A 20,664-nucleotide genomic window follows, 5' to 3' on the forward strand; every position below is an offset into this window, starting at 1 on the left:
ATGAGGAGAAGAATGTATGCGAAATCGATACAATTACGGTATCCTAACCAATTCAGGGCCTCATCTGTACAGCATGGATACAGGGGGAAGCCGCGAACAGGGCGCAGATTCGCCGCCTGTCAGCGGATATATGCCTCGTGACGAACATGCGGCTGCGTCAGCGGCAGCTGGCTCTATAGCCTCTCTTTTTTCGACCACACCGACATACAGCAGCGCTTATCTTAAGCGCCGTGAACTCATAAACCGGCAGCAGGGGCAGACCGCCTGGAACGAGGCGGAAAAGTTAGCGTTTGAGGCCGATTGGTATGACAATCAGCTGGAGTGGATCGCGACGATCGATCAAACTTACGGGGAGCCGGTATTCTGGGATGTTCTTGCCGCCATGGCTCCTCCGTTCCCGAGAGGGGAACAGGGACCGAAAGAGAAGCTGGCTGAGGGGAATTTGGCTGCGTTCCAGCCGACCCGTATCCAGAAGCTCCTCAAGCAGGACGCCATGATCCGGGAGGAGCTCGAAAGGCAGGTTCAGCTGGCCCGGGAAGAGGATCGTAAAGACTATCTGGCATGGAAAGCAGCCAACGATTTTGCACACGACATCCTGGACGGCAACCGTACCGCCTATTTGCGGGTTCTGGAAGAGATGGCCCCGCTGCAGGAATTGACGATGCTTGGGAGCGGCCTCGAGTTCAGCGTCCGAAGCAGCTCCGAGGTGGAAGTGGAACTGGATGTCAATTCCCAGCAGGTGATCCCGCGCGAGGCGAAAGTCCGCACCGAAGCAGGGGTAGCTTCGCCTGAACTGACCGTTCCCGAACGCAATGAACTGGAGCTGAAATACATCTGCGGCTCCGTCCTCCGGATTGCAGGCGAGCTGTTTGCCCTGCTCCCGCTGGAGTCGGTCGTCGTGCAGGCGAGGGACACCAAACTGAACGGAAAGACCGGGCAGGAGGAATACATTACGGTGCTGTCGATCCGCATCGAGCGGAAATTTTTTGCCGGCTATCATGCAGGACGTGAACGCTGCCTGGAAGCACTGATGCACTGCTCTCACCGGATGGAGTACGATCCCGGTACCGGTTTTGAAGCGGTTGACGACCTTCTGTAATCAGCATGTTCATTTACTGTAGGCTGCCTTTGGGTGACTGACCTTTTGTGTCGGTTGATCATCCGGGGCAGTTTTTTTTAGGTTATAACGCATAAAATGAGCAATCTGTCCTCCAATGAACACATACCGAAAGACGCTGACAGTATGCGACGGAAGACGTATATTCCAACAATAAATGGCGAAAAAACTCATATTTTGGTACCATATGCACTTGTTTTCCACTAGGGGGCATTTGTTAATATAATAGCAAACGTCTATGGCAGCCGCTGTAACCCGGAGAATACAGCTCTTTGAATGACAGGGAAGCGGGCATTTTGAATCTGTGCATAGTCAGTAGAGAGAGCAAGAAGTATGGAGATGGGAGTGAGCGCATGAGGAGATGGTGGCTACTGCTGGGCAGCCTAGTCCTGGTCCTTGGGATAACCGGCTGCGGAGACAAGAAGAGCTACTCAATGGACCGCGTGGAATCCAGGGCTTACCTCGGGCCGGATGGAGACTTGTATGTCGAAGAACTGTTTACGTATACCTTTAAGGGCAGCTTTAACGGAATGACGCGTGCGATTGATCGGGCGGATCAGAAGGGGGTTGAATTTTTTGAAGCCTATGTACCCCCGGAACATCCGAAGCTAGGCAGTTTCTCCTACGAAAACTTGCAGCGGCTGGATGTCCAATGGGACGACGACGATGATACGTATTACATATACGATGCCGCGCAGAACGAAACGAAACAGGTTTATTACCGCTACCGGATTGACCATGCGGCAGTCAGGTATGGCGAAACGGGCAAGCTGGAATGGAGCTTCTTCAAAAATAACCAAGAGGATCTTCACCAGGTGTCCGTCGACTTGTTTATGCCCGGCGATTATAAGGACGGAGACGTTCATGCCTTTTTGCATGACCGTTCGGGCGGGAAGATTACAAGCGAAGGCCCGCCGGCGGTTCACTATGAAACCGATGATTTGAAGAGTGACGGCACGGCGCATATGGTGGTCTATTTTCCACCAGATCAGCTATCCCAAATGACGGCTTCCGAGGAACACGTTTCTTTGCAAAAGCAGCTGTCTGCCGAGCAGAAATACCAGGAACGGCTTGCCGCCCGTGACGATCGAATGAACGCCATCCGTCCGGTTGTGCAAGCCGGCATGGCTGTTTTCATTGTAGGTGCGCTGCTGTACGCTTTGTCGTGGAGAAAAATTTCGGCCTGGCTGCGGCGCGGGGATGTCACCCGGCAGGACATCGATGAAGCGGATCCGCTGCTTCTCATGTATATGCTGCGCAAAGGCCGGTTAAAAAGGGAAGACTTCATGGCCGGATTGTTATCGCTGCGCCAGAAGGGTTACGTGACCGTGAAGCAGGTCCCGGCTTCCAAACGCTTCCAGGAAGAGCCGACGGCTCCCGAATTCACGCTGCAGTTCACCTTTACGGGCAGGATGGACCAGCTCAACCCGGCGGAGAAGCATCTTGTCGGCTGGCTGTTCGAAGAAATCAACGGCAGTCTGATCTTCAAGCTGGATTCCTTGGCGGGACCAACGTTTAAGGAGCGGCAGAGCGCAAGGATCGTCAAGCAGTACCGGGAAAAGTCGGTTAAGCATGCCGACCGGCTGATGAAGTGGATCAGGCTGCTGTCGCGTACCCAGCCTTATTCGGGGCAGGTCCGGCCTAATCCGCTGCTCAAGCTGTTCATTCCGCTGACGGCTGCGGTGAATTACGGCCTGCTGCTGTATCTGCTGTTCACCGACGCGGCGTCCACGCTCATGATCGTGCTAACCGCCGTGCTGCTTGGTGCCGGAGGGGTATGGGCGTCCATCCGTTTCCGGAATAAGCTGTGGATCTTCCTGTTTCTGCTCGCATGCTTTATTATGGGCTCCCAGATCGTGCATGATATTTCGGGCGACTACCTGATCCTGACGGTATGTTCCGCTCTGTTTGTATGGAGCATTCCCGTTCATGTGCTGTCCTGGGAGACGCATCGCTATCGTTATGCACTCAAGGCACTTCGGAGTACGCTCGGAAAAGGAGAGATGTCCTACGCAGGCGAACCGCTGGAAACAGAACAGGCCGCGGAATATGCCGCCCTGCTTGGGACCGTTCCGCGGTATATTAAACACCGTAAGCAGACCGGAATGTCAGGCGCCGCCTTGGCCGCAGCCGTGCCCGCACTATTCAGCGTGGAAATTATGGAATCCTTGAATTATACGCAAAATCACCTGCTCCTGAAGCCGATGGGCGTCGGAGGAAGCAGCAGCAGTTCCTCGTCCAGCTTCAGTGACGGCGGGGGAGGAGGCGGAGGCGGGGGAACCGGCGCGTTCTAGCATACGCCAAATCGTCAACTGCACCGCCCAAGGAATAACGATAACGAATGAGATGACCACGTAAATCCGCAGCAGCCCGTTCCCTGGCATTCGAGGGACGGGCTGTTTTTATGCCTGGAGGATGGAAGAAAGCGGCTTTCCGCCCGCCACGTATTAACAAAAAAACGGCAAGCTCCTCTCAGAGAGAGAAACTGCCGTTTATTTGGATAGGTGGACCCGATCAGTTGGTCTTGGCCGCCATGATGACGTCCCGGCACTCGTCGGAGCAGAAGGACTGATGGATCTCTTCGCACTCTTCGCAGCAAACATGCTGTTTGTTGCAGGTCGGGTTGGCGCAGTTGATATAGCGGTCATGCGTTTTGCCGCAGTGGATGCACTTGGCGATCACGACGTCCTCTTCCGTACGGTTGATCGGCACCGAAATGCGCTCGTCAAAGACGTAGCATTTGCCGTCCCACAAATGTCCTTTGACTTTAGGGTCCTTGCCGTATGTTACGATGCCGCCCTCAAGCTGGGCAACATCCTGAAAGCCTTCTTTGATCATGAAGCCGGTCAGCTTCTCGCAGCGGATGCCGCCAGTGCAGTAGGTCAGAATTTTCTTGTCCTTGAACTGGCTCATATTGTTGCGAATCCATTCCGGAAATTCGCGGAACGACTCGACATCCGGACGGATGGCGCCGCGGAAATGTCCGATTTCGTATTCATAGCTGTTGCGTCCGTCCAGGACGATGACGTCATCCTGCTGAAGCAGCTCATGGAACTCTTCCGGAGACAGACGCTTCCCGCCGATGACGTTGGGATCAAGCGGCTCCTCGTAACGGAACGTGACGAGCTCTTTCTTGTGGCGGACAAACATTTTCTTGAACGCATGGCCTTCCGACTCATCGATCTTGAAGACGATATCAGAGAACAGCGGATTCGCTTTCAGGTCGTTCATATACTTCTCGGTCTGTTCCACGGTGCCGGATAGCGTGCCGTTGATGCCTTCAGAGGCGATCAGGATGCGGCCTTTGACGCCCAGATCTTTGCAGTACTGCAGATGCTCCGCAGTGAACTGCTCAGGATCAGGGATGTTGACGAATTTATAATATAACAAAATACGGTATTCTTGCTTCGTTGTCATTGCTTCTTCACCTGTTCTTGTAAATTTACCTTATATATTGTAGATGAACAGGGCATACATAGTCAACTTGAAAGTATAGTAAGTAACCGGAGGATTCCTATTAGCTTAGCTGTAAGACGCCATTTCGACGCGGCCTATAGATGAGAATGAATCCGAGAAATACTGGAGAATGCTCCGTCTGCTTGCGCAAATTTAGGGGGGGGCTTTCCTTCTCGTTGGAGGAATAAAAAAACCAAATATTATATTGCGTATCGTAACGGTATATGATATTATGGGTTCACGGATCCGAATCAGCCGAAGATGGAAGGTGCCTCCCCTTAAAGAACGACGCGGCAGCGTCGGATATCCGGAAGTCCGATGCAGCTGTCCATGGAGTAAGCTTTCCTTCGGCATGATAAGCCATCTTGAGTTTAACCGTATTCAGCAGCGCCGCGTAATACGACAAATCAAGCATGCAAAGGAGATGTTCTCTTATGAAAAAAGTGCTTTATGTGCCGCTGGACGACCGTCCTGCCAATTTGGATGATGTAATCGTGCAGGGGAGATCCGCAGGGATCCAGCTGATAGTCCCTGACCGGGAGGATATTGCCAATCGCCTCGATTCCAAGGCCGTGGCCGAAGGCGGCCAGCTGGTGAGCACCTCATCGCCGACGTACGGAAAGACGCGGAATATCCGCCGTTTTATCAGGGAACATGCCGCTCAGGCAGACGGATTTATCATTTCGACGGATATGCTGGCCTACGGCGGGTTAATCGGCAGCAGACGGCTTCGTTCAAGCGCGGGTGGCGCCTACCCTGATTACGACCCCGAGACTACCAAACTGCTGGACGTCGTTCGGGAAGTGAAGCGGGCCTACCCGCGTAAGCCGGTCTATGTGCTGGATACGATTATGCGGCTGGCGACCACGGTGTTTGTGGAAGGCCTGACCCAGGCTGCATACGATGAAGCCAGAGCCTTTGCCCAGCAGCCGCGGGCGGTCGCAACCACGTTCGAGGGCATTTTGGAAGGGTATGACACGAAGCCCGACGGCACTTCGTTTGGAGAGCCAACCCTTTTTGACAAAGAGCAGTACTATAATGCCAGAAGGCATAAATTCAAGACCAACCGATATATCATTGAAAGGCTCGTCCGTGAGGGATACGTGGATTTTCTCGCAGTGGGGGTGGATGACTCCTACACCCAAGGGGTACAGGCTAACGAGATTGCTTACCTGGAAGCCTTTGTGAATGAGCATTTGGGCGGCACCGGCGGCCAGAATCCGGACAAAGCGATTATTCTCCCCGATGCCGATGCATTGGGATATTCTCTGCTGGGCCGGATGGCGAAGGAGCTTCACCAGTACAGCTCCCGTCCGAAATACGGCGTCAAATATTTTGGGCCGGACGGATCGACCATCGTCAATCCTTACGAGTATATGAGCGTGCACGACAATATCCGGCATCATGTGGACATCGTCGGCGGGGAGTTCGTTGACACGGCAGCCTATGATATCGAAATCGTGGCGGTGACCGGCGCCAGCGAGATCGGCGCCGCCGTGAGCCGGATGGAAGCGAACAGCGCCGGCCGGATCCCGACGCTGGTGATTGATTTTGTCGGGGGAGGCGCCGCTGATGCGACCGTAACCGAAGCGCTGCTCGACAGCGTGTCCACCGGACAGCTTCTGGGATACAGCGCGTGGAACACGGCCGGCAACAAAATCGGTATGGCCCTCGGCATGGCCCAGGCCCGATTCGTATACCTTGGCACGGAGAAGCGGCCGCCGGCGCTGCAGGAGGCAGTGAATGCACACGGATCGCTGCTGTTCAAGCGATTCCTCAAGGACTATTACTATAAGAAGATCACGATTGCCGAAATTCGGACGTACTCGCGGGCACACACCCTATACTCCAACGTACCGTATGCGGATCAAAACATTCGCCTGTTTAACTCGCCGGAAGACTATAAGGTTCTGGTCGAGATGCTTCGCGAACGCATGCAGGCGAACACGGAGGCGCTGGCTGCCAGAAAGGCCTTCGAGCTCGGCGTGTCGCAGAACGTGTGGCGGATCAAACCGTCCGGATGGTCATATGCGACGTATGCTTGCGCGACTCTGGACTACGACAATCCGGCATTCATTTGGGAGCGGGCGTTTGAGATTACGCTGGGGCCGGAAGTGACGCTGAAAGAGTGCTAGGGCGGGAAACGACTGGCGGCTCGTGGGGGCTGCAGGCATCCGGTGCCAGAGCGAGCACGGATACAACCGCATAGCTTGCTGACGTGCAGAACAAAAACAAAGCCCGGGGATTCCGGGCTTTTTTCTGTACGGCTGTGAGCGATGTAACCGGCAATCCGGGATCACTTGATGGCCCCGGCCGTTATTCCGCTGGCGATCTGCCGCTGGAAGAACATGTACATCATCAGGACGGGGACGATGGTGATGAGCAGACCGGCGAAAAGGGGGCCCCATTCGGTACGGTACTGCATCTGGGCCTGCATCATTGCGATGCCGACGGGCAGGGTATAGTGCTTCGGATCGTTGACCAGAATCGTGCCGATAATGTATTCGTTCCAGATGTTCAGGACGTTGACGATGCCCACGGTAATAAGCCCCGGCTGCGAGAGCGGCAGCATGACCCGGAAGAAGATGCCGAAGTAGGACGCTCCGTCCATGGCGGCAGCTTCTTCCAGCTCTTTGGGCAGGCTTTTGAAAAATCCGACGAGCACGAAAATGCCAAACGCAATCAGCGTAGAGGCATACACCAGGATCAGCCCTAAAGAAGAATTCGTCAGATGCATGGAGTTCATCAGGAAAAAGAGCGGGATGAGCGCCAGGCTGAACGGGATCATCATGGAGGCAATGTAGAGCAGGAACAGCGCCGTGCTTCCCCGGAACGGGTAGCGGGCCAGAACGTAGGCGGTGGTGGCCGACAGCAGCAGCCCGAGCAGCGTGGAACCGATCGTCACCACGACGGAGTTCAGGAAGTAATCACCGAAGCTGAACTCCCGCCACACGTAGCTGAAGTTGCTCCACAGCAGCGGAAAGTCCGGCAGGGACCAGGGCATTTTGCGGAAAAATTGGTCGTTGTTTTTCAGCGAGTCCAGCAGGGTCCACAGCAGCGGATAAATCACCGATATGCCCCACAGGATCAGGATGGCGTAAAACACGATTTTGACCATCGGATTGGAAAGGCCTGATTTCATTATTTGTTCCTCCTGTGCCTAGAAAAATCAGCTGATTTCGATCGTTTCCTGGCGCATGAGCCGCTGCAGGATGATCGTCGTGATCATCGATAAGACCAGAATCAGCACGCCAATGGCCGCACCATAGCCAAAGTGGTACTGCGTGAAGGCCATTTGATACAAGTAGGACCCCATGACCTGGGTGGTGTTGTCCGGCCCGCCGTTCGTCATAATCATCACGATGACAAAAGAGCCGTTGAGCGTGGTCATCATAATGTTGAGGATGGACACCTTCATCTGTTCCCAGATCAGCGGCAGCGTGATATGGCGGAATTGGTGCCACTGGCCAGCGCCTTCAAGGCTTGAGGCCTCGTAGTAGGATTCCGGTATCCCCTGGATCGCGGCGATCAGGAGAATCATATAAAAGCCGATGCCGGCCCAGATGGCGGGCGGAAGCAGCATCCAGATCGTGTGGCTGGTGAAGCCGAGCCACGTAATGTCCACTTTGTCTTTGGTGAACAAGGACAGGAAGGAGTTCAGAAAGCCGATTTGCGGATTATAGATAAAATTCCAGAGGACGCCGATGACGACGACGGAAATGACGTTCGGAATGAAAAAAATCGAGCGAAAAAAATTGGCGAGCCGAAATTTGAAGCGGGTCAGAGCGACCGCAAAAAACGTCGCCAGAATCATGATGCCGATAATTTTGCCCGCGACGAGAAAATAGTCGTTGCCCATCCCGATCCAGATGATGGGGTCGCGAAGCATCTCCTTGAAATTGTCCAGGCCGATAAACGTTTTATTGTCCGAGGAGCCGGACCAGTCATACAGCGAGTAATACATCGCCTGCAGTACGGGGTATACCGTAAACACGCAGAAGAACAGGAACGTGGGAATGATGAAGGTTGCGATAAACAGGTTGCGCTGCCAGGCGTTCGTCCCCAATTTCATCTTCGTTCTCCCTGCCTTTCACCTAAAATGTACGGAGGATAACAGAGAGCGTTCATCCCCGTCATCCTCCGCGTTTCCTGCCGGTCTATCGCATTATTTCTTCACTTTCTTGGCGACGTCCACGACGCGCTGTACCCACTCTTCCGGCGTAATTTTGCCGATGGTCAGGGCATCCGTGGCATCCTGCATCGCCTTATCCACGTCCGCGTTAAAGGTAATGGACGGAACGACGACGGTGTTGGAATCGGTTAAATACCGCGCTGCATCTTTAACATGGCTTGGCGCGCTGGAGCTGCTGATGTCGCCCTTGATGTTGGACGGAGCGCCGCTCAGCTCGGCCCACTGCGAAGCCTGGGCTTCGGAGAAGATGAACTGCAGGAATGCTTTGGCCGCTTCCTTGTTTTTGGCGTTCTTGGCGATCGCCACGTTGGCGGTGGAAGTGTTGGCGACGACTTTGCCGCCTGAATCCTGCGTCACCGATGGAATGAAGCCGAAGGAGAATCCGCCCGGGACGTCCTTGGCCATTTCGTTCGGCAGCCAGAGGCCGTTCGGGATGAAGGCGTCTTTGTGCTGCAGGAACAGCATTTGCGAATCCGTGTGGTTGATCTGGATGGAGGCTTTGTCGATAAAGCCTTTGTCGCGAAGCTCGACGATTTTGTTCAGTGCGGTCAGCACGGCGGGCTGCTGGAAGGCTTCCACTTTGGAATCGGCCATGTCCTGCAGAATGGAAATATCGTTGTTGTTGGCGGATACGATCGCCGGGTACAAAATCGCACCGTTGATGTAGTACGGATATTTGCCGGTATGGATAAACGGAGTCACGCCCGCCGCTTTGATTTTGTCGCTGACGGCCAAGAAGGACTGCCAGTCTTTGGGCTCTTCCCAGCCTTTTTCCTGGAAGAGGGCTTTGTCCCAGAACACGCCCCAGGAGTTCAAAACGAGCGGGATGTCGTAGACCTTGCCGTCAAACAGCTGCGGCGGCTGCGCCAGAATGTCGCTGATTTTGGTGCCGTCGATGTTCGTGGCGTCCTTCATCCAATCCGTCAGGTCCTCCAGCTGGCCGTCCTCCACCATTTGGCGGTCGTTCAGGTTCGGTCCGTCAATATACACGAAGTCCGGCGGATTGCCGCCGACCCAGCGGGGCTTCATCTGGTCGTTGATTTTTGGCCCGCCGCTTTCTTTAACGTTCAAATCGGGGTTGGCCGCTTTAAAGTCGGCGATGACCTTTTTCCACCACTTGTCGCCGTAGCCGCCGACGAAGTACTGGATTTCAAAGTCTCCGGTCAGTTTTTTGGTGCTGTCATCGGTCGTCGTGTTCGAGCTGGAATCGGTGTTGGTCGTTGTGGCGGTGGTTGAGGAGGACGCGTCTTCGGTTTTCGTCGAAGTAGACGAGTCCTTGGAGCCGCATCCGGCCAGCGGGGCGACGATCATCAAAGCCGCAAGGCTGAGTGCCGCCAAATGTCTCTTGAACATCATAAAAGCTAACCCTCCTTAAGTGATTGTGCAACGCCATAGTGGTTGTCTAACTTGGATTACAGCGCCTAAAACCATCATAAGGATTCGGGGGGAGAGGCTCTATCGAATATCTTCCATGAATTCTTTGTTATTTTCTGTTCGTGGGGAAAAAAGGAGGATAATCTTCTACTTGGGATGAGGCAGGAAAATGTGAGGTTGTGGAGCGGCCCCGTCGCAGTGCTGCTGCGCCGCTGCGCCGCTGCCGCTTTCCCCTTACTCCGTTCCATGGACCTCCTTCTGCACCTTCTCGGCGTAACGCTGCAGCTCGTCCAGCGCCTCCTTCGGCGAGACGTGGTCGTGCAGGACCGCGTCGCCCATTTTCCGTGCGGTATCCATGATCGACTGCCATTCCGGCTGCTGGATCGGATAAAAGCTGGATTTCCGCAGCTCCGCCAGGCGCTGCTTCACCATGGGATCCGCTGCCGACAGCTTGGCTCCGGCCTCCTCCGTCACGGGCAGGAAGCCTTCCTGCGCGATGATTTCCTCATACACCGGGCTGGAATACAGATAATCCAGGAACGCGGAGAGCGCCTCCTTGTTGGTATGGTCTGTTTTGAACGAGACCAGGTTATCATGCACGCCGAACAGGAGCGGCTTGCGGCCGTCCTTGACGGGAATAGGGCCAGTGCCCCACTTCAGATTCGGGAACTCCCTCGGCATGACGGTGCCGAAATAATTGCCCGAAATCATCATCCCCAGCTTCCCGTCCCCGACGATGCGCTGCTTCTCGTCCCGGGTGGTGACGGTCGGCTCGGGATCGGTTAATCCTTCGTCGTACAGGTCCTTCAGAAAGGCCAGGCCCTCGACGTTTTCCGGCGAATTGATCGTCCATTTCCCGTCACGGAACCACCCGCCGCCCGCCCCAAGGAAGAAATAAGAGAGATAGGCCTGGATTTCGTTATCGCTCAAATCGACGCCGAAGCCGTGGGCCTTGCCGGTGTTTTTGATTTTGAGGGCATCCTTTTTCAGCTCCGACCAGGTGGCCGGTGCTTCAGATATGCCAGCCGCCTCGAAAAGGTCCCGATTGTAATACATATTCCGGGTGGACGAAACGTACGGAATGGCATACTGCTTGCCGTCCCACCGGTCGAGCTTCATCAGGTCCGGATAAAATTTCCGCTTCAGCTCCGGCGAAATGATCTCGTCCATGTCGTTCAGGAGGCCGTCCTTCGCAAAATGTGTGTACACGTTCGTGTTCAGCAGGTCCGGCGGCTGATTTTTACTGATCATCGTAGTATAGATGCCGTCGAGGATGTCCCAGTTGGCCACCTGCAAATTGATGACGATCGACGGGTTCTTCAGCATGAAGTCCTGCACCAGGCTTTCGAGCAGGGGACGCGTCTCCGAGCTGTACTCGGAGGCGACAAAATTGATGAGCGCAGTCTGCTCCTCCGGCGGCTTCATCACCGGTTTGGCATCTTGCGGGCCGGAGCAGGAGAGAAGGAGCGCCGGAATGCCCAGCAGGCAGAGGGAGATCCCGGCAAGCCGGGTCAGAAAACGGGAAGTCATCGGCTCTCGCACCTTTCGATGGTTATTGTTTATTTATCGATAAATGGAAAGAGGAGTTTCTGATTTTCCGGGGAATACATGTTGGCCTTGGTGACGACGATCGAATTGGTGTAGGTTTCCGGCTTGACCTTTTTTCCGTTGATGAGGTCGAGCACGGTTTGTACGCCCAAATATCCGATGTTAAAAGGCTGCTGCACGACGGTCGCGTTCAGGGTGCCTTCCTCGAGCAGCCGGATTTCGCTGGCGGACGTGTCGAAGCCGATCAGCTGGACAAGCCCGGTCCGATGGGCTTCCTTGACCGCTTTGGCGGCGCCGAGGGCTGCGGATTCGTTCAGCGCGATGATGGCGTTCATGTCGCGGTGGTCCCGGATCAGCGTCTTGGCGATCAGGTACGAACGCTCCTCGGAATCGGAGCAGTAAAACGTGCCATAGATCGCCGAGGACGAGGCCTCAAGCGCTTGGCGGATGCCCTTTTCCCGCTCGGCCGATACGCCGGACGTCACGAAATCGCTGATGATCACTGCCCTTAGCGAACCGCCGGTCTGCTCCAGCGCCACTTTGCCGGCCTGGACGCCGGCAGTGACATGATCGTTCGACACGAAGGCCGGCGGCGATTTCAGGCTGAGGGGCGTATCGATAATGACGAGCGGGATGTCCTCATCCTGGATGTTCTTGAGCTCATCCATGATGCGGTCGTCGTTGATCGGGGCGACGACGACGGCCTGCGGCTTCTGCTTGAGGACGCCCTTCAGCAGCTGAAGCTGCGACTCGGCGTCCGTCTCCTGCAGCGGGCCGGTGATGCTGATGCTGGCCCCGGCCTCCTTGGCGGCCGCTTCGGCCCCGGCGCTCACCGTCTGCCAGAATTCGGAGCGGATGTTGTGCTCCTTGAGAATCACCGTCACGCTTCGCTCCTGAGGGGGCGTCGGAATAAACAGCTTGAAGTACAGGATGATGTAGACGCAGGATATGACAAAAATGATGGCCAACAGCAGCGTGGCACGTTGTATGCGCATGGGTGTTACTCCTTCATTTTGGGGATGGTGATGGTGACGCAGGTCCCTTCTTCCAGCTCGCTGCGGATTTGGATCCCGTACGTATCGCCGAAGTACAGCTTCACGCGCTCGTTGACGTTGGCAATCCCGATGCCGCTGGATTTCGTCCGGCCGGACGTCCTGTCCTCCGGCGGGTTCCAGATGCGCCCGATTTGCTCCTCCGTCATGCCCAGCCCATCGTCCTCCACTTCAAATTGGATCATCTGGCCCAGGTCGCGGGCCCGGATGACGATTTTCCCCGGTTCGGGCTTGTTGCGGATGCCGTGATAAATGGCGTTTTCCACAAAGGGCTGCAGCAAAATTTTGAGCGTCATGAAACCTCTGATTTCCTCCGGCACGTCGATGTCGTATTCCAGCTGCTCGTTGTACCTCATCTTCTGTATAAGCAGATAGTTGGTGATATGCTCGACTTCCACCTTGATCGGCACCAATTCTTTGTCTTTCGTAATGCTGGCGCGGAACAGCTTGGCCAAAGCCGAGGTCATCAGGACGACTTCCTCGTGCTTCTTTTGCTCGCCCATCCATACGATCGAATCGAGCGTGTTGTACAGGAAGTGCGGATTGATCTGCGATTGGAGCAGCATCAGCTCGCTTTTTCGTTTGTTCTCCTGGTTGTGGATGATTTCCTGCATCAGGTTCTTGATCTGGGCAAGCATCAAATTAAACGACCGTCCGAGCTGGCCGATTTCGTTCGGCTGGTCGATCTTCGTGCGGATATTGAAGTTGCCGCGCTCGACCTTTTTCATATCCCGCTGCAGAATGCGGATCGGCTTGGACATGCGGTATGACAGCACGAGCGACAGCAGCAGGGAGAAGAGGATGCCCATGATGGCGTACAGCAGGATAGACCTGCGGATCGTGCCTTCGTTCGCGATCAGGTCGTCCGCATAGGCCACCCCGACGATTTTCCAGCCGAAGTTCGTGTCATGCACCGAGTAGATGCGCTTGCCCTTGTCGTCGTTGATCGTGAAGGAGGTACCGCTCTTGGCACCGGTGACCTTGGCGATCTGCTCCGTGCGCAGGTTGCTGTATATCAGCTGCTGCTGCGGGTGGTAAATGATGTTCCCGTTCTGGTCGACGATGAATACGTAGCCCTTTTTGCCCAGGTTAATTTTGCTGCAAATATCGTTGATGATGCTCAGGTTCAGGTCCACGAGAAAAATACCCTCACCCCGGATCCCGTCCGTGCTCTTCAATTCGCGGCTGAGGGAGACGACCCACCGGTATTCGTTCTGGATGACGTTCTGCACGTGAGGTGGCGAAATGACGGATTGTCCGCCCTTGCTCTTCGCTTCCTTGTACCAGGACTGGTCCTCCAGCTTGGTGTTCGGGTTGAGCAGGGTAATCCGGCGGTCGGACACGTAATGGCCGTTGTATCCGAACACCATGATGGCTGAGATATCTTTGCGCGAGTACAGGATGGCCTGGAACAGGTCGGAGATGCGCTTTTCGTACGGCCGCCGGTCGCTTGTGCTGATAAACGTGTTGTTGGAGATGTAATACTTGACGTCTTTGTTGGTCATGGCCAAGAGGCTGATATTTTCCATGTTGTCGATGTAAGACTGGATGTTGGAGTTGACCTGCGTGATGATTTCCTGGACGTAGCTCTCCGAATTGGTCTCCATCGCGGCGACCGACAGGTTGTAGCTGTTCAGGCTGATGACCAGGACGGTAATCAGGATGAGGCAGGAGAAGGTGAAAAAGATGCTCGACTGAATGCTTTTAAACGGCAAAAAAGGAAGGAGGGAGGCGCGCTGTCTGGTCATGGCTGCGAGCTCTCCTTGGCTTGCCTGTCGCGGAATTCCCGCGGCGTCATGCCCGCATGCTTCTTGAACAGGATGCTGAAATAGTTCGGGTCGTTGTAGCCGACCTGACCGGCGATTTCGTAAAATTTGAGTCCGGTGTGTGCCAGCAGCTCCTTGGCTTTGTCCATTCGGGTCCGGGTCAGGTACTCGACGAAGGTTTCGCCTGTATGCTGCTTGAAGACGAGGCTGAAGTAGCTGGTGCTCATCAGGACGTGGCGGCACAGGTGCTGCAGCGAGATATCTTCATCGGCATAATGCGTCTCGATGTAGTCGACGGCCTTGCGGATCTGCATACGGGTCAAATGATGGCGGTTTTCGGCAACGGCGTTCATGATGGAGGTGACCGTCTCCGTGAGCCAGGCTTCGATCTCGTCGAGCGTTTTGTATTTGTAGACGTCGGTCAGCAGGATCGAGCGCGATTCGTGCAAGCCCAGCTCCTGAATGGTGTTCATGAGGGAAAGGATGACCTTTTGGATGTGAAAAATGCACGAATCCATCGGTTCCATGCCCTGTTTCAGGTCGCAGACGAATTCCCGGATCAGCTGGCGGATTTCCTCCAGGGAGCCGGTCTTGACGGCGGAAGCCAATTGGCGGTCCCAATTCGCACGGAGCGTCCCGGCGAGGGCGGGCCGGCCCTCCATGTCCAGCAGGCTGATCACCCGGTTTTTGCCGAGCAGAAAGCGGTAATCCAGCGCGGAAAGGGCGCTTGTGTACGATGCGGGAAGCTGCTGCGCTGCCTGTACTGCTTGTCCGACGCCGATGGTAACGGTGAATTTTAAATATTTATGAATGTAGAAGCGTGCTTCTTCGGCCACCCGGAACGCCTTTTCGTACACATCGGTATCCTCGGCGCCGTCCGAGACGACCAGCGCGATGCGCTCCTCGCGTGTGCGGAACAGCAGCAGGTCCTCGCGGAGGGCGATTTCCTCGAACACGTTGTAAGCGGCATAGCGTAGAATTTCCGTGTCCTGCCCGCTCTCGCTCTGCAGGGAACGGGAGCCGAAATCGTCGATATCAGCCACCATGGCCAGGCACGGCGAAGCCAGCGGTGTCAGGCCGAAATAGCGGAAGCGCTCCTGTGCTTCCTCGGCTTTCATCCCGGTAACGACGAGACGCTCCAGGAAGCGCTCCTTTAGAAGCGGCAGGCTCTGCTTTAGCTGGCTGTAGAGCCGGCTGAAATCCTCGCGCCTGCGGGTCTCTTCGTCCATCTCGGCCTTGACCTTCAGAAGCAGCTCGCGGATTTCCTGGGCAGTAATCGGTTTCAAAATAAAATCGGAAACCTTGAGGCGAATGGCCTGCTGCGCGTATTCGAACTCGTCGTAACCGGTCAGGATGATCATTTTGATATGCGGATATTTGGAGCCAGCGGCGGCCGTCAGCGCAAGACCGTCCATAAACGGCATGGAGATGTCCGAAATGATAAGATCCGGCATGTTTAGATCGATCGCCTCCAGCGCCTCGCGGCCGTTGGCGTAATCGCCGATCAGCTCGAAGCCGAGCTCCTGCCAGCCGATCGTTCGCTTCAGCCCGTCGCGGACAACCGCTTCATCGTCGACGATGAATACTTTGTACATGGTATGCCCCCTGTCTTTTGTTCGATGCCGTAAGGCTTCCGGACCCAGGGTCCTTGTTCATAAAAACGTAATAATGCTGGAATAATTATACTGTAAAAGCGGATTTGTGGATATGGGGAATGTGCGAGTCAAAGATGGAACGTCCGGAAGAACTGCCTATAACGCTGACTCGGAAAGCGATTGAGAAAGGAACATATGTTTGATAGGATAGAAAATAAGCTGTCTAAACAAACTTAAGGGTTATCGAATAAAACGTGGGAGATGAGCGGATGTATCAGTACATAGATGAGGAATACGTAAAGGTGGATTTTGGCCAAGCCGATCTGAAGGAAGGGGAACTGAAGGGATGCACCTTCCATCAGTGCAGCTTTCGCGGAGCCGCGCTGGATGAGGTCTGGACGACCGGCTGCCGGTTTATCGAATGCGACTTTGGGGGAGCAACGCTGAACGCTTCTGTCCATGCTCGGTCAGCGTTTACAAACTGCCGCTTTGCGGGAGCCAATCTGTTCGTAAGCAAGTTTGAGGATTGCAAAATGACGGGCAGCGACTTCTCCGGCGCATCGCTGGACGGCATCACAATCCAGGGCGGGGACTGGTCGTACACGAACCTGCGGCACGCCAATCTCGTCAAGCAGCAGCTGCGGGGCATCCGTTTCGTGGAGGCGGACTTGTCCGAATGCAACTTGCAAAAGGCGGATCTCCGCGAGGCGGATTTGAGCGGCGTCCGGCTGGCGAAGGCCGCGTTGAACGGTGCGGATCTCCGGGGCGCGAAGCTGGACCGCTTTGATTTCCGGTCGATCGACCTCACCGGGGTGCGGATCGACCTGGAGCAGGCGGTCGGCGTAGCCCGGGCCTACGGCGCCAAGGTGGACTGAGGACTTCACCGAGACTGCCGCCGATGGCCGCTCCGCCTTAGAACCGCCTGTACATGCCGACCGATGCCGGCGCCGTCTCCTCGAAGCCGAACTGCCGGTACAGCCGGTCGGCCGGCACATCGGCGATCAGGCTGACATAGGCGGTGGGCGGAGCGTTATGGTCCAGGTAGCCGGTGATTTCGGCCATGATCCGCTTGCCCAGGCCCTGGCCTTGATGATCGGGATCAACGGCGATGTCCACGACGTGGTACATGCAGCCGCCGTCCCCGATGACTCGGCCCATGCCGATCAGTTTCCCTTCCAGGCGGAGGGTCGCGATGAAGAGGGAGCCCTGAAGTCCCCTGCGGGAAGCTTCGATGTCCTTGGGGCTGAGGCCGGCATTTACCCGCAGCTTGTTGTACTCCTCTGCTTCCGGGACATCGTGTCCTAGCTGAATGTGTGAATTCATGATCTCACTCCTTTGCTCCCAAGTATATCTGAAGCTATGGAAGGCGTCACGGCTCAACGGGCAAGCAGGCGACCTGCTTAACAAGGCCGTGCTCGCAGCCGCCAAGCCACGCTGCGGGATGCTGCTTCCCCATCAAGCTTGAACGCTACCGCAGCATCATGGTGCCGCCGTCAACCATGATGGTCTGCCCGGTAATAAATTTGGCGTCCCTGCTTAGCAGGAAGCAGACGACCCGGCCGACGTCGTGCTCACAGTCCCCAAGCCGCCGCAAAGGGATGTTGTTGACCATTTTCTCGTAAGCTTCGGGCATCTTCTCTTTCCATTCCAGCACGCCTTCGGAGGCTGCGATCGGGCAGACGATGTTGACATTGATCTGATCCGGCCCCCATTCCTTGGCCGCCACGCGGGAAATGCCGCGCATGGCTTCCTTGGCGGCTGCGTAGGAGGTTTGCGTGGGCATGCCTTCGAGCGCCGCTCCCGACGCAAAGTTCACGATCGAGCCCTGCGTTTCTTTTAAATAGGGGTAGCTCCATTTCATCAGATGAAAAGCGGGCAGAAAGCCTGTATGCAGCGCCAGTCTGAGCTCTTCTTCAGTCGTATCCAGAAAGGGCACGTTCCTGGAAGCCTGCGCGCAGTTCACCAATCCGTGGAGCGTTTTGAACCTTCCGATAACCTGCTTGAAGCCTTGAGCGACCTCATCTTTATCGAGCAGGTTGACTTTCACAAACATGCATTCGGCTCTTTCGCTAACCTCCTTCTCCGTGATGCGTCCCTTTTCTTCGCTGCTGTCGAAAAAGGCTACCTTGGCACCCTCTTTGGCGAGAGCCATAACGACCCCCCTGCCGATGCCCGCCGCGCCCCCATTGACGAGAATCGTATGATCCGCTAATTTCATAGGTTTGATCAGCCTCCTGATGTTGGGTTTGTTTGCGTTCGATCGCTCTATCCGAAGCGCCGTAATGATTTTTACATCCGGCTGTGATCCCAGATATTCCTTATGTTTAAGGATGATGTCGCCCGTACCATAATGACTGTAAGACGATTGAACAGATCCGCCAGTGATGCAGCAATTCCCGTTACACGCATCCGCCAATAACACCGACCGTATTACTATGTTCCTTCCCGAGGATAATTACACCATGGACCCGATGATCCGTCCCTTTCCCTTATGGATGGGTGAAAAAGAAGGCTGAGCCCCTTTTGCCGTATTCCACTAACAATGATACAATCATTTATACAAACACAAAGAGAGAGGCGAAGTGATCATGACAGCAAACGATCGCATGCTGGTGTTCGTCGGTTCATATGCCGAAGCGGCATCCGACGGAATCTACGTATACGAATTGAATGAAGGGAAAGGCGAGCTGACGCTGCTCGACAAGGTGGACGGCAACAAAAATCCGACGTTCCTGAACGTGGATCAGGCGGGAAACCTGCTGTACGCGATCAGCGAAACGGCAGACGAAGACGGAACGAAGACGAGCGACGCCGCAGCTTATACGATCGATCCGGAAACAGGCAAGCTGACCGAAGCCAGCCGGGCGTACGCACTGAACGGTCCGGCATGCCACATTCAGCGGAGCGCAAACAACAAATATTTGACGCTGACCAGCTATCATAAAGGCACGATCAGCCTGGTGGAGCTTGCCGCCGGCGGCAAGGTGGGAAGCGTGCTGGATATCCAGCAGCATGTCGGACAAGGCGACTACAGCGGAGTGGCTCCGCATCTGCATTCCTCGTTCTACAGCCCGGATCAGCGCTTTTTGCTCGCGTGCGACCTTGGTCTGGATCTTATCCGTACATACCGGATCGACGAAGCCGAAGGCAAGCTCGTGCCCGTGAGCGACGCCCGGGTGGAGAAAGGCGCCGGACCGCGCCATCTGACTTTCCATCCGAACGGAAAATTCGCGTATGTCATCAATGAATTGAATTCGACGGTTACAGCCTTTCAATACGATGCGGAACACGGAACGCTCGAGACGTTGGAAACCGTGCCGACGCTGCCTGCCGAGTGGACGGGGGCTAACGGCTGCGCGGAAATTACGATTTCTGCCGACGGCCGGTTCCTGTACGGCTCCAACCGCGGTCACGACAGCATTGTCGTCTATGCGGTCGATCCGGAATCCGGCAAGCTGACAACGGTGCAGCACGTGTCGACGGAAGGCGAGCACCCGCGCCATTTTTCCATCGTTCCCGGCGGTAAGCATGTGATCGCGGCCAATCGGGATACGAATAACCTGACGCTCTTCACCGTAGACCAGGATACCGGCAAATTAACGTATACAGGCCATTCGGTCGAAGTGTCCAAACCGGTCTGCGTGTGGGCTGTCCGCTTCTAAATCGATATTCCCCTGAAGATCCGGCGGGCTTTCGATGCCCGGCTGATCAAAGATCTTTACGAAACCGGACACCGGATGCACGATCCGGACTCATCAATCGGGGAAACGGATGGTACAATAGAGATAGCCAGTAAGAAAGGATGGATGCGTGTGGAAGAGACCATGGAAGAATCCGTCAAGCACGAGTCTTGCGGAACAGGCGAACGGAAAAGCCACCATTCCCCCAAAACGAAAAACAACCTGATCAGCCGCTTGAACCGGATCGAGGGGCAGATCCGCGGCATTAAAGGCTTAATCGAAAAGGATACGTACTGCGACGACGTGCTGAACCAGATTTCGTCGGTCCAATCCGCTTTGAACGGGGTCAGCAAGCTTCTGCTCGAGCATCATATGAAGAGCTGCCTGATCGAACGCATTCAGGACGGGGAGAATGAAGTAATCGACGAGCTGCTCATAACGATTAATAAATTGATGAAATAATCGAATACGGCTCGGATAATCAAAGGATTCGAAAGAATCCTTTTTTTGTAGGCAAAAATATAGATTAGGGGGGTATAGTAAAATAATGGTTGACTAATTATAGGGTAGGGGGGTATACTTCATTACAAGGAGATGGTGATCGATGATTCGGGCTCATGCCAATACCATCTTCCATCTAAAACGATCCGAGGAGAGATGATATATGAACCAAGTTACATTACAGGTTAACGGCATGTCCTGCATGCACTGCGTCAATTCCATCGAAGGCGCGATGAAGGCGCTGGGTGCGGACGCCAAGGTCAACTTGGCCGACGGGACAGTCACGGTAGCGTATGACAGCGGCAAGCTGTCGCTTCAATCCATTAAGGAAGCCATTGAAGATCAAGGCTATGAGGTCGCCTAACGAATAAATGAAACGGGGT

At 55.1% G+C, this 20,664-nt stretch carries 17 protein-coding genes; 7 read left to right on the top strand and 10 right to left on the bottom strand.

Features of this window, described 5'->3' with window-relative positions; genetic code table 11:
• The first annotated feature begins 16 nt into the window (after positions 1–16).
• Positions 17–1,099 (top strand): hypothetical protein, encoded by a 1,083-nt coding sequence (locus K2F33_RS16130; RefSeq protein WP_263882197.1) that lies wholly within the window; start codon positions 17–19, stop codon positions 1,097–1,099.
• A gap of 371 nt (positions 1,100–1,470) precedes the next feature.
• Positions 1,471–3,411: a DUF2207 domain-containing protein gene (locus tag K2F33_RS16135; protein WP_263882198.1), complete on the top strand. Its 1,941-nt coding sequence runs from the start codon at positions 1,471–1,473 to the stop codon at positions 3,409–3,411.
• 220 nt (positions 3,412–3,631) lie between these two features.
• Here K2F33_RS16135 and K2F33_RS16140 read toward each other — a convergent pair whose 3' ends face one another.
• Positions 3,632–4,534, bottom strand: a complete 903-nt coding sequence (locus K2F33_RS16140; protein WP_076169690.1) for an oxygen-dependent tRNA uridine(34) hydroxylase TrhO — start codon at positions 4,532–4,534, stop codon at positions 3,632–3,634.
• A 473-nt stretch (positions 4,535–5,007) separates the two neighbouring features.
• Between K2F33_RS16140 and K2F33_RS16145 the strand changes: the two genes are divergently transcribed.
• Positions 5,008–6,708, top strand: coding sequence for a DUF4127 family protein (locus K2F33_RS16145; RefSeq protein WP_263882199.1), 1,701 nt, complete (start codon positions 5,008–5,010; stop codon positions 6,706–6,708).
• Between the two features lie 161 nt (positions 6,709–6,869).
• Here the strand turns inward: K2F33_RS16145 and K2F33_RS16150 are convergent, their stop codons facing one another.
• From K2F33_RS16150 to K2F33_RS16180, 7 genes are all read right to left on the bottom strand, one after another.
• Positions 6,870–7,715, bottom strand: a complete 846-nt coding sequence (locus K2F33_RS16150) for a carbohydrate ABC transporter permease (RefSeq protein WP_089548285.1) — start codon at positions 7,713–7,715, stop codon at positions 6,870–6,872.
• A gap of 27 nt (positions 7,716–7,742) precedes the next feature.
• On the bottom strand, positions 7,743–8,645 hold the full coding sequence (locus K2F33_RS16155) for a carbohydrate ABC transporter permease (RefSeq protein ID WP_263882201.1): 903 nt from the start codon (positions 8,643–8,645) through the stop codon (positions 7,743–7,745).
• A 93-nt stretch (positions 8,646–8,738) separates the two neighbouring features.
• On the bottom strand, positions 8,739–10,121 hold the full coding sequence (locus tag K2F33_RS16160) for an ABC transporter substrate-binding protein (protein ID WP_089548283.1): 1,383 nt from the start codon (positions 10,119–10,121) through the stop codon (positions 8,739–8,741).
• A gap of 252 nt (positions 10,122–10,373) precedes the next feature.
• Complete coding sequence (locus tag K2F33_RS16165; protein WP_263882202.1) at positions 10,374–11,669, bottom strand: extracellular solute-binding protein; 1,296 nt, start codon at positions 11,667–11,669, stop codon at positions 10,374–10,376.
• A gap of 29 nt (positions 11,670–11,698) precedes the next feature.
• Positions 11,699–12,682, bottom strand: a complete 984-nt coding sequence (locus K2F33_RS16170) for a substrate-binding domain-containing protein (RefSeq protein ID WP_076169695.1) — start codon at positions 12,680–12,682, stop codon at positions 11,699–11,701.
• 5 nt (positions 12,683–12,687) lie between these two features.
• Positions 12,688–14,487, bottom strand: coding sequence for a cache domain-containing sensor histidine kinase (locus K2F33_RS16175; protein ID WP_263882203.1), 1,800 nt, complete (start codon positions 14,485–14,487; stop codon positions 12,688–12,690).
• Positions 14,484–16,100 (bottom strand): helix-turn-helix domain-containing protein, encoded by a 1,617-nt coding sequence (locus tag K2F33_RS16180; protein ID WP_263882204.1) that lies wholly within the window; start codon positions 16,098–16,100, stop codon positions 14,484–14,486. The genes K2F33_RS16175 and K2F33_RS16180 overlap by 4 nt, the downstream gene beginning before the upstream one ends.
• 269 nt (positions 16,101–16,369) lie before the next feature.
• Here K2F33_RS16180 and K2F33_RS16185 point away from each other — a divergent pair, with 269 nt between their 5' ends.
• On the top strand, positions 16,370–16,975 hold the full coding sequence (locus K2F33_RS16185) for a pentapeptide repeat-containing protein (RefSeq protein ID WP_076169703.1): 606 nt from the start codon (positions 16,370–16,372) through the stop codon (positions 16,973–16,975).
• 37 nt (positions 16,976–17,012) lie between these two features.
• Here the strand turns inward: K2F33_RS16185 and K2F33_RS16190 are convergent, their stop codons facing one another.
• Both K2F33_RS16190 and K2F33_RS16195 read right to left on the bottom strand, forming a co-directional pair.
• On the bottom strand, positions 17,013–17,423 hold the full coding sequence (locus K2F33_RS16190) for a GNAT family N-acetyltransferase (protein WP_263882205.1): 411 nt from the start codon (positions 17,421–17,423) through the stop codon (positions 17,013–17,015).
• A 145-nt stretch (positions 17,424–17,568) separates the two neighbouring features.
• On the bottom strand, positions 17,569–18,318 hold the full coding sequence (locus K2F33_RS16195; protein WP_263882206.1) for an SDR family NAD(P)-dependent oxidoreductase: 750 nt from the start codon (positions 18,316–18,318) through the stop codon (positions 17,569–17,571).
• A 370-nt stretch (positions 18,319–18,688) separates the two neighbouring features.
• Between K2F33_RS16195 and K2F33_RS16200 the strand changes: the two genes are divergently transcribed.
• From K2F33_RS16200 to K2F33_RS16210, 3 genes are all read left to right on the top strand, one after another.
• A complete protein-coding gene (locus K2F33_RS16200) occupies positions 18,689–19,762 on the top strand; it encodes a lactonase family protein (RefSeq protein ID WP_263882207.1) in 1,074 nt (357 codons plus the stop codon).
• Positions 19,763–19,924: 162 nt separating this feature from the next.
• On the top strand, positions 19,925–20,242 hold the full coding sequence (locus K2F33_RS16205) for a metal-sensitive transcriptional regulator (RefSeq protein ID WP_089550326.1): 318 nt from the start codon (positions 19,925–19,927) through the stop codon (positions 20,240–20,242).
• Positions 20,243–20,444: 202 nt separating this feature from the next.
• On the top strand, positions 20,445–20,645 hold the full coding sequence (locus K2F33_RS16210) for a cation transporter (protein WP_089548274.1): 201 nt from the start codon (positions 20,445–20,447) through the stop codon (positions 20,643–20,645).
• Positions 20,646–20,664 lie beyond the last annotated feature (19 nt).

Source organism: Paenibacillus sp. PSB04 (assembly GCF_025809195.1).
GTDB classification, from domain to species: domain Bacteria; phylum Bacillota; class Bacilli; order Paenibacillales; family Paenibacillaceae; genus Paenibacillus_AQ; species Paenibacillus_AQ favisporus.